General features: G+C 46.1%; 9 protein-coding genes. All 9 read left to right on the plus strand.

Annotation, left to right across the window (positions count from 1 at the left end; genetic code table 11):
* On the plus strand, positions 1 to 1455 hold a 1455-nt coding region (locus B092_RS14345; protein ID WP_244870507.1), incomplete at its 5' end, for a VENN motif pre-toxin domain-containing protein.
* Positions 1456 to 1821, plus strand: coding sequence for a hypothetical protein (locus tag B092_RS0111420; RefSeq protein ID WP_018575370.1), 366 nt, complete (start codon positions 1456 to 1458; stop codon positions 1819 to 1821). It begins immediately after the preceding gene.
* A gap of 42 nt (positions 1822 to 1863) precedes the next feature.
* The gene (locus B092_RS0111425; protein ID WP_018575371.1) at positions 1864 to 3630 is read left to right on the plus strand and encodes a VENN motif pre-toxin domain-containing protein; all 1767 of its coding nucleotides are present in this window, start codon (positions 1864 to 1866) and stop codon (positions 3628 to 3630) included.
* Positions 3623 to 3955 (plus strand): hypothetical protein, encoded by a 333-nt coding sequence (locus B092_RS0111430; RefSeq protein WP_018575372.1) that lies wholly within the window; start codon positions 3623 to 3625, stop codon positions 3953 to 3955. Before B092_RS0111425 ends, B092_RS0111430 begins: the two co-directional genes overlap by 8 nt.
* A gap of 45 nt (positions 3956 to 4000) precedes the next feature.
* Complete coding sequence (locus B092_RS14790; RefSeq protein WP_018575373.1) at positions 4001 to 5200, plus strand: VENN motif pre-toxin domain-containing protein; 1200 nt, start codon at positions 4001 to 4003, stop codon at positions 5198 to 5200.
* A 42-nt stretch (positions 5201 to 5242) separates the two neighbouring features.
* Positions 5243 to 5590 carry a hypothetical protein gene (locus B092_RS0111440; RefSeq protein WP_018575374.1) on the plus strand — a complete coding sequence of 116 codons (348 nt, stop codon included), beginning with the start codon at positions 5243 to 5245 and terminating at the stop codon, positions 5588 to 5590.
* A 930-nt stretch (positions 5591 to 6520) separates the two neighbouring features.
* The gene (locus tag B092_RS16160) at positions 6521 to 7441 is read left to right on the plus strand and encodes a VENN motif pre-toxin domain-containing protein (protein ID WP_425311481.1); all 921 of its coding nucleotides are present in this window, start codon (positions 6521 to 6523) and stop codon (positions 7439 to 7441) included.
* A complete protein-coding gene (locus B092_RS0111450) occupies positions 7438 to 8193 on the plus strand; it encodes a hypothetical protein (protein WP_018575376.1) in 756 nt (251 codons plus the stop codon). The genes B092_RS16160 and B092_RS0111450 overlap by 4 nt, the downstream gene beginning before the upstream one ends.
* An 855-nt stretch (positions 8194 to 9048) precedes the next feature.
* A partial coding sequence (locus B092_RS15520) for a VENN motif pre-toxin domain-containing protein (RefSeq protein WP_244870508.1) occupies positions 9049 to 9281 on the plus strand: 233 nt, incomplete at its 3' end.

Genomic DNA, 9281 nt, shown 5'->3' on the forward strand with positions numbered 1-9281 from the left:
AGCACGATTGCTGCTGGCTTAAGCGCACCGACCGACAGCGCGCTAGGGATGGCGACCGCCACCCTTAGCCCGAGTGTTGCTAAAGAGATAGGGCAATACTTTAAATCAAGCGACAGGGAAGGCAGTACCGAGCATCTAATCGCGCATGGCCTACTCGCCGCAGCGGTGGCTGCTACCGGGGGTAACAATGCTCTCAGTGCCGCAGGTGCAGCCGTCAGCGCGGAAGCTGCCGCGCCGATCCTAGCAGACTACCTCTACGGTAAAGAAGCCACTGATCTTAACGCCGAAGAAAAAGCCACCATCTCCAGCATCACGAGTTTAGTGGGTGCCGGTGTGGGCGCTACCACCGGAGCAGATGCTAATCTTGCACAAGGTGCACAGTCGGCGGGGGCGGCGGTGGATAATAACTGGCTGTCACCGTTAGAATATCAACGACGTCAAGAGTTAGTGGATAAATCCCTTGAAAAGGGAGTACTTGGTCTCGGTCAACGAGATCTCACCCTAGAGGAAGCACGCGAGTTCATTGATTTAGTTGAAAAAGATGCCTATGCGGACAACTTACTTGCCCGCTACCAAGCAGATAGTTCATCCTTGAGTCCTCAGGAAACACAGACCTTGGGCTTGATATTGGAGCAGGTATCAGGAGGTGATCCGGAACTTGCCCTACGTATTCTTGATACGCCCATTGGTTACGGTAAGGTAGAGGATTCATACGTTAGTGAACTCTATAGCAAAGCTCTTCAACAAGTCGGTGTGTATGAGTCGATGGACATGAAGCTTGCTAAAGCAGCAGAACCGGCACTTTATTTTATGACGGGTCCTGTGGGCGCGGTGGTGAGAGGCGTGTCGGCTGCTGCAGGAGGCTACAGTGTTGGACTGGGTTCAGCGGCTATTGCAGATGGTCAGTTGGTGGATGGGTCAATGCAAGTGATGGGTGGTACGCTGATGGTGGCCCCTGTTTTTGCTAAAGAAGCCCTGTCGATGGGTTTTAAAACACCTAATTCTTTAGTCCTTAGACCAGTGGCTGGTACGGGCTCCAAAGGGATAAGTTATGAGCCAGCTCTAACGGACACGGCCCTCTTAGTTAAAGCGGGCGTTACCGATGCGAATGTATTGAAAGCTGTTTCTAATGCGAAAAGTATTTCAACGGCCAAGGGTATTGAATCGACTGTGCCTAGGGATTTGTGGGAGCAGAGCTTGTGGAAACAGGTTGTTATAAATCCAGGTAAAGGTAAAGGTTTAGAGGGGATGAACAATGATCCACGATTCTTGGAAAGTGCCGGTTTTAAGAAAATGGCAGTTAAACATGAGTTACCAGATGGAAATGTAATAGAAATCCATTACCAATACAATAAACATACCGATAAAGCCTATGATATAAAAATGAAAACGCCACAACGTTCAATATTACAACCAGGGGCTTCAATCAATAATGGTATTAGCAAAGGAAAATAAATGAAGATTAAATATACTAATCGTTATCGTACAGTGATTTTAGATGTTTTTGGTATTTATTGGGGAATGAGAAATGAAGGCACGAAAGAGGAAGAGGTATTTACCTATTTTTATGCGATATATGGACCGCAAGATGCCGCTTTGGGGGTTTATGACACAAAAGAGGTTGAAATAGTCGATAGTGTTTTAAAAGGTAAATGGACATATTTTGCTAACCGATATAATGGAATATATTATGCTCCATTGATTGAGGAGCGGCTGCTTGATGATGTCATCGATAGAGACCCTGATGCAATCAAGAAGTTTCTTCAGTTCGCTATACAGGATGGTTTATTAGACGCAGAGCTTTATAAGGATGCGCTTTGATTTAAGCGCATCAAGAGTATCACCTACCATACGCAGGCGGATGTGGCCGGTAGTAATGGCAGTCACTTTAGTGGCGAGCGTCAGGGCATTGATCGCTTAGCGAGTATTCATGTGAGCGGTGATGGGGCGCAGTTACTCCTCTCGGCCGGCAAGGACATGAGGTTGACCGGGGCGCTTGTCAGTCATAGCGGTCGCGATGGCCTTACTTACCTGGGTGCTGGTGGTGATTTGCAGTTAGATACCGTTACTGAGGGTTATCGTCAAGACAGCGTGGGCAGTGCCAGTCATTATATTAAAGAGCAGCGCTGGCAAGATGTCGGTACCGAGATTTGGACTGTGGGCGACATTATCTTAGACGCAGGTAATGACGCGCGTTTAACCGCCGCACGGATTACCAGTGATGACGGTCTTGTGCAGTTGCGTGCGCAACAGGACATAGCGATTGGGGCGGGGACCTTAAGCAGCCAACTGGATGAACGCCATGTCACCAAGAGCCGCAGTCTTTTTGGTAGTAAGTCCAAAGAGATGCATTGGATAACAGACCGCGAGCAGGCGCTTGCCAGTGAGGTCACGGGTCGTGAGGTGCTGCTGCAGAGTGGCCAAGATATTCGTATCACGGGCAGTGGTGTGATTTCTGATGAGGGGACGTATCTGCAGGCAGGGCGTGATATTACCTTGGCTGGGGCTGAGGAATATGCTTTTTCCGACTACCATGAAAAAACCAAGCGCTCGGGGGTCTTTGGGGCGGGCGGCATAGGTGTGACCATTGGCAGTCAATCGACGGAGATTGATCATGCGCGTAGCGATAATCGCTTACGCGGCACGCTGGTGGGTAGTTTGGCAGGTGATACGGTAATTGAAGCGGGTCGTCAATACAGCCAAGAAGCGAGCACGGTGTCATCGCCAGAAGGACATGTGCTGATCACGGGGCAGGCGCTTGAGATCACAGCGGGCGAGCAACCCTATAGCGAACATTATCGTCGAGTCGATAAGCAAAGTGGGCTGACGGTGGCGATGAGTGCGGAAGCTGCCGCGCCGATCCTAGCAGACTACCTCTACGGTAAAGAAGCCACTGAGCTTAACGCCGATGAAAAAGCCACCATCTCCAGCATCACGGGCTTAGTGGGTGCCGGTGTGGGTGCAAGTTCAGGTTCGGACTCGAGTATTGCGCAAGGCGCGCAGTCGGCGGGGACGGCGGTGGATAATAATTGGATGTCGGATTACCGAGGGGTATTTGGTGTTAATCAGTGGGGGCCGGGTGCAGCTTCTCTAGTAGATGCTAAGTTAAAAGAAAACCCTGATATTACGCCAGAGGAATTACAAAGTGAGTTAACTGATTATATGACAGGTGCTGGTTATGAAAGTGGTGTATCTGATGGGGTAGTAGTCTGGATGGTTGCTCCCTCGGCAGCGCTTGGAGCAGGCGCTCTAACGGCGGCTGCTGCACCGAGCGTAATAACGATGATTCCTTCATTAGGTAGTGGGTTGAAAGTGTATGGGTTGGCCTCATTAGAATCAGTTGCGGGAGGAATTGGTACTTCTTCGTTTCTTAATGAGGACTACAAGCTATCCAATCTTGTTTATGATTTATCTGTTGGTGTTTTGATAGACAGATCGGCTATCAAAATCATAGATACTTCCGGAGTAAAAGGGGCAGGTAAGTACTATTTAGATTATAAAGGAAAAATTACGAATCATTTCTTAGGCGATGGAGTTAGTAGTGCTTTTTCTAAGTGGTTAGGCTTGGATGACGCGATTCTTATTCAAAAATCAGATTGGCCGAGTCTTTTACGGAGTAATGATGATTAAATTTCGTGAAAAGTTGCCTAATGGGTGGTCTCTTGGAATTTCAGGTATTAGCCACCTTTTTGTTTATCTTAATAGTAGGTTGGCATTTTGGTTTTCTAAATTGCTGAAATTACGACAAACAGAATCGTTAGTTTATGGCTTGAATATCCTAACTTTTTTATTGATTTTTATTGAATTGTATTTAATTAATTCAATCGCTGCAGGTATATTTGCTCTATTTTATGAACGATTTGTTTTTATATTAATTGGGACAATTGTGCTTTTCTTTTTAGGTAGAGCCTCTCTCCCTTATTGGAGTGAGATAGAGGATGATGAATTAGACTAAAGCTATGACAGGGGCAACAATGCCCTCAGCGCTGCAGGTGTCGCGATGAGTGCCGAAGCTGCCGCGCCGATCCTGGCGGACTACCTCTACGGTAAAGCAGCAGCCGATCTTAACGCCGATGAAAAAGCCACCATCTCCAGCATCACGGGCTTAGTGGGTGCAGGAGTGGGTGGTATTACTGGAGTAGATTCTAATCTTGCGCAAGGTGCGCAGTCAGCGGGGACGGCGGTGGATAATAACTGGCTGTCACCGTTAGAATATCAACGACGTCAAGAGTTAGTGGATAAATCCCTTGAAAAGGGAGTACTTGGTCTCGGTCAACGAGATCTCACCCTAGAGGAAGCACGCGAGTTCATTGATTTAGTTGAAAAAGATGCCTATGCGGACAACTTACTTGCCCGCTACCAAGCAGATAGTTCATCCTTGAGTCCTCAGGAAACACAGACCTTAGGCTTGATATTGGAGCAGGTATCAGGAGGTGATCCGGAACTTGCCCTACGTATTCTTGATATGCCCATTGCTGATGGCAAGGTAGAGGATTCATACGTTAGTGAACTCTATAGCAAAGCTCTTCAACAAGTCGGTGTGTATGAGTCGATGGACATGAAGCTTGCCAAAGCAGCAGAGCCTGCACTTTATTTTATGACGGGTCCTGTGGGCGCGGTGGTGAGGGGCGTGTCGGCTGCTGCAGGAGGCTACAGTATTGGACTGGGTTCAGCGGCTATTGCAGATGGTCAGTTAGTGGATGGGTCAATGCAAGTGATGGGTGGTACGCTGATGGTGGCCCCTGTCTTTGCTAAAGAAGCCCTGTCGATGGGTTTTAAAACACCTAATTCTTTAGTCCTTAGACCGGTGGCTGGTACGGGCTCCAAAGGGATAGGTTATGAGCCAGCTCTAACGGACACGGCCCTGTTGGTTAAAGCAGGCGTTACCGATGCAAATGTGTTGAAAGCTGTTTCTAATGCGAAAAAAATTTCAACGGCCAACGTAAATCAATCGATAATACTTAGTGATTTGAGAGAGCAACTTTTTTGGAAGGAGGTGGCTTCAAATCCAAGTAAAGGTAAGGGTTTGATTGGTATGAATAATGACCCTCGGTTTCCAGAAAGTGCAGGTTTCCAGAAGATGACTGTTAATCGCAAGTTCACAGATGGAAAACAAATAGAGATTCATTACCAATACAACAGGCATACTGATAAAGCCTATGACATGAAGATTGTCGTGAGGAAACCATCAAAAGAATAATTAGAAATAATGGATAGAGTTGAATTGTCGAAAGGAAAATAGATGAAGATTAATGATAAAGAAGATGGTGAAAATATAGAGGTCTTTGGTATTTACTGGGGGGAGGTATTTCGTAGCGCAGGTAAAATAGAGTATGTAACTTATTTTTTAGGCTTACCAAGAGACAATGGTGGTTGGTTAATGATTTATGATTCAAGAGAGGTTGAGATTGTAGATAGTGTTTTGAAAGGTCAATGGACATTTTTCCCCAACCGATATAATGGTTTGTACTATGCACCACTAATCCAAGAAAAACTCCTTGACGATGTAATGGGGCGAGAACCTGAGGCAATAGAGAAGTTTATTCAGTTTGCAAAACAAGATGGTTTGTTAGAAACAGGTTTCTATTGATTCAAATCGAAATATACAATTTACTAAAAAACCGGTATTTATGCAGGCGATGGTGGTTATCAGATTGAGGTGGCTGAGCACACGGAATTAATTGGTGGTCTTATCACCTCCACGGCCGCAGCGGAAGCCGCTGGCAATAACCGCTTTAGTACGGGTACGCTAAGTGCAAGTGATGTTACTAACCATGCGGAGTTTAAGGGCAGCAGTGTAGGTCTGGGTGCGAGTGGTGGCGTTAATAGCAGCGGATCGGGTGACGGACTCTTTGACCAACGCCAAAGCACCTCGGATAAAAACGGTCTTGCGTCCACTGAAGCCAGTGGCAGTGTAGGCTTTGGGCAGGTGAGTGATAGCCAAGGTAGCACGACCTACAGTGGCATTAACACGAAGAATCTCCTCATCACGGACGCTGCCAAGCAGACGCTTCTCACGGGACTCAGTGCCGAGGCGATGGCCGATCGTGTCTTGACCGCGACGACGACCGAGAATGCCGAGGCTTTAAGTGGTGCGCTAGAAAATCGCTTTGATGCGGTGGCCCTACAAAAGGAACTCGATACCCAACGTGAGGTGTCACAAGCCTTTAGCCAAAACGTGCAAAGCGCCAAGGCGGAATTAAACCGAGCGGCCGATCGTCTNANNNCCGACTACGANGCNGGNCGTATCAGCCAAGCGGAGTATGANGCNAAACGCCAACAACTGGATAACGGAGCGCTACTCCTCAGTACCATTGCTGCGGGTTTAAGTGCACCGACCAATAGCACGCTAGGGATCGCGACCGCNACCCTNAGCCCNAGNGTTGCTAAAGAGATAGGGCAGTACTTTAAATCAAGCGACAGGGAAGGTAGTACCGAGCATTTAATCGCGCATGGCCTACTCGCCGCCGCGGTGGCAGCGACGGGGGGTAACAATGCCCTCAGTGCCGCAGGTGCCGCGATGAGTGCGGAAGCCGCGGCCCCAGCATTAGCCCATTACCTCTACGGTAAAGAAGCCACTGAGCTTAACGCCGATGAAAAAGCCACCATCTCCAGCATCACGGGCTTAGTGGGTGCCGGTGTGGGTGGTATCAACGGAGTAGATGCCAATCTTGCCCAAGGCGCACAGTCGGCGGGGACGGCGGTGGATAATAACTACCTTACTGTCAAGCAAATTAATGATTGGGTTGAGGAAATTAATTCTTGCGAGACAAAAGCAAATTGCAATCCGATTATTGAGAAATACGAACAACTGAGTATTTCACAGCAAGAGCAATTGATTAGTGACTGCGCTAATAACCCAGAACAGTGTGCTCAGGACCATGGGTTCATAATTACAGACTCATTGTTAGTTAAACAAGCGCTAGAGAATGCCTTAAGCCAAGATATTCCAATAAAAATGGCTTACGATTTAATGGCGTTATATATCGTACAGCGAGATGCTGAAGGGGTTATTCTTTCGGAGAACTTTGCTCTTGAATTACAAGAGCGCTATGGATTAAGTTTAGAAAATGCCTTATTAGCAGGGTATGCTATGAACTCTGTCGGCAGGGCGGTTAAGGCTAAGTCTCGCGAGCCGTATCAAGCCAATGAGGGTGCAGTTGGGAATATGAAGGAGTTCTTTAGCCAGTCAGGTTTTGGGAAGCAATTAGAAGCCAATTCCACAAAAACTAGTAAGATAGTGCAAGGTCAGAGTGTATATCGGGCTGATGATAATATGGGTAATAATATTAAAAAAGGTAATTTGTATTATTTAGATGGTCAGCATAAGAATCATATTGAAGTGTTCGATTCTAGGGGAGGTTTTCAATATGTCTTGAACATGGATGGAAGTGTTAATGTGGATAAAACAAATAAGGCTAAGGGTAGAAAACTCAAATGATTAAAGTATTTGTAGATCTGGAAAAAATCAAGCAAATAATTAAACTTTTTCTTGATTTGAAGAGAATAAAGTTTGACGATAAAAATTTTCATACTAACTTCAATATTGATATTAACGTTGAGGCTATAGAGTTATTTGAGCAATTAAACGTTAAGTTAAACTGCCTTAACGAAGCAATTGTTAGAGAAGACAGGGTAGCTGTTAAGGCTTTTATGATTTATTTGCGTGGAAGCATGATGCAAATATCAAGTTTGTTTTATGCTCTTCATGAAGATCTGGATTTATTATTAGAGTCATTATCTGAAAGTCATTTCGACTTAGAGAGTACACGAATGCCTATCTCTCAAAAATATCAGAATAAGTTTGAAAAGGAAGGAATAAATTTAGATGTAGATTTAAATATATTTAAATCTATAATGCATAAATTGATTCTGTTTGAAGAAACAAAGATATTTGATAAAATATACCCTTTAGAATATCAAGGTGATTTAAATCAGTTTTTAGTTGAGAATATAAATGAATTAGGTAAAAATTTAGAGTTTTTTTATTGCGATTTTATACATAATAGAATTATTAACTCTAAATTTTTCTTACAAAAATCTTGTGGAGTTTTACAGCGTCTTTTTGTTTTTTTCGATTTTTTAAGAGATGAGATAGAAGGAGTATTGTGGGCTGATAGTACTAGTTTTCCTGATATTCCAGAGAGTTATCAAATTCCAGACTCTTATAATTACCCTAAAAAAATGTTGTAGAATTGATAGGTTATTCATATTTAGATTTTCAAAAATTAGTATGGAAATATAGATTTTTGATAAATTTAGTACTAAAAAAATAATTTTACTGGAATATCTCTGCTGTAGTATCGGCCTGGGTGCTAGCGGCGGTTTTAATAGTATCGGATCGGGTGACGGTGTCTTGAACCAACGCCAAAGCACGTCGGATAAAAGCGGCCTTGCCTCTATGGAAGCCAGTGGCAGTATAGGCTTTGGGCAGGAGAGCGAGAGCCAAGGTAGTACGACCTACAGCGGCATTAACACGAAAAACATCCTCATTACGGACGAGGCCAAACAGACCCTTCTCACGGGGCTTAGTGCCGAGGCGATGGCGGAGCGTGTCTTGACCGCCACGACCACCGAGAACGCTGAGGCTTTAAGCGGTGCCTTAGAGAACCGCTTTGATGCGGNCGCCCTACAAAAGGAACTCGATACCCAACGTGAGGTGTCACAGGCCTTTAGTCAAAACGTGCAAAGCGCCAAGGCGGAATTAAATCAAGCGGCTGATCGCCTAAAAACCGACTATGAAGCCGGCCGTATCAGCCAAGCGGAGTATGACGCGAAACGCCAACAACTGGATAACGGGGCCTTACTGCTTAGCACGATTGCTGCTGGCTTAAGCGCACCGACCGACAGCGCGCTAGGGATGGCGACCGCCACCCTTAGCCCGAGTGTTGCTAAAGAGATAGGGCAGTACTTTAAATCAAGCGATAGGGAAGGCAGTACCGAGCATTTAATCGCGCATGGCCTACTCGCCGCAGCGGTGGCAGCGACGGGGGTAACAATGCTCTCAGTGCCGCAGGGGCTGCCATCAGCGCAGAAGCCGCGGCCCCTGTGCTTGCCCATTACCTCTACGGTAAAGCAGCAGCCGATTTAAACGCCGATGAAAAAGCGACCATCTCCAGCATCACGAGTTTAGTGGGTGCCGGTGTGGGTGCTACCACCGGAGCAGATGCCAATCTTGCTCAGGGTGCGCAGTCGGCGGGGACGGCGGTGGATAATAACTTCCTTACTGCAATAAAACAGTATCCAGAGTTTGGGCAAGAAATGGAAGCGGCGTGTGCTAT

It is taken from the genome of Oligella ureolytica DSM 18253 (assembly GCF_000373745.1).
In the GTDB taxonomy this organism is placed as follows: domain Bacteria; phylum Pseudomonadota; class Gammaproteobacteria; order Burkholderiales; family Burkholderiaceae_B; genus Oligella; species Oligella ureolytica.

Excerpts from the sequence above, each read along its gene's own strand:
- B092_RS0111420 (WP_018575370.1), top strand. The coding sequence starts at position 1,456 with ATGAAGATTAAATATACTAATCGTTATCGTACAGTGATTTTAGATGTT.
- B092_RS0111430 (WP_018575372.1), top strand. The coding sequence starts at position 3,623 with ATGATTAAATTTCGTGAAAAGTTGCCTAATGGGTGGTCTCTTGGAATT.
- B092_RS14790 (WP_018575373.1), top strand. The coding sequence starts at position 4,001 with ATGAGTGCCGAAGCTGCCGCGCCGATCCTGGCGGACTACCTCTACGGT.
- B092_RS0111440 (WP_018575374.1), top strand. The coding sequence starts at position 5,243 with ATGAAGATTAATGATAAAGAAGATGGTGAAAATATAGAGGTCTTTGGT.
- B092_RS16160 (WP_425311481.1), top strand. The coding sequence starts at position 6,521 with ATGAGTGCGGAAGCCGCGGCCCCAGCATTAGCCCATTACCTCTACGGT.
- B092_RS0111450 (WP_018575376.1), top strand. The coding sequence starts at position 7,438 with ATGATTAAAGTATTTGTAGATCTGGAAAAAATCAAGCAAATAATTAAA.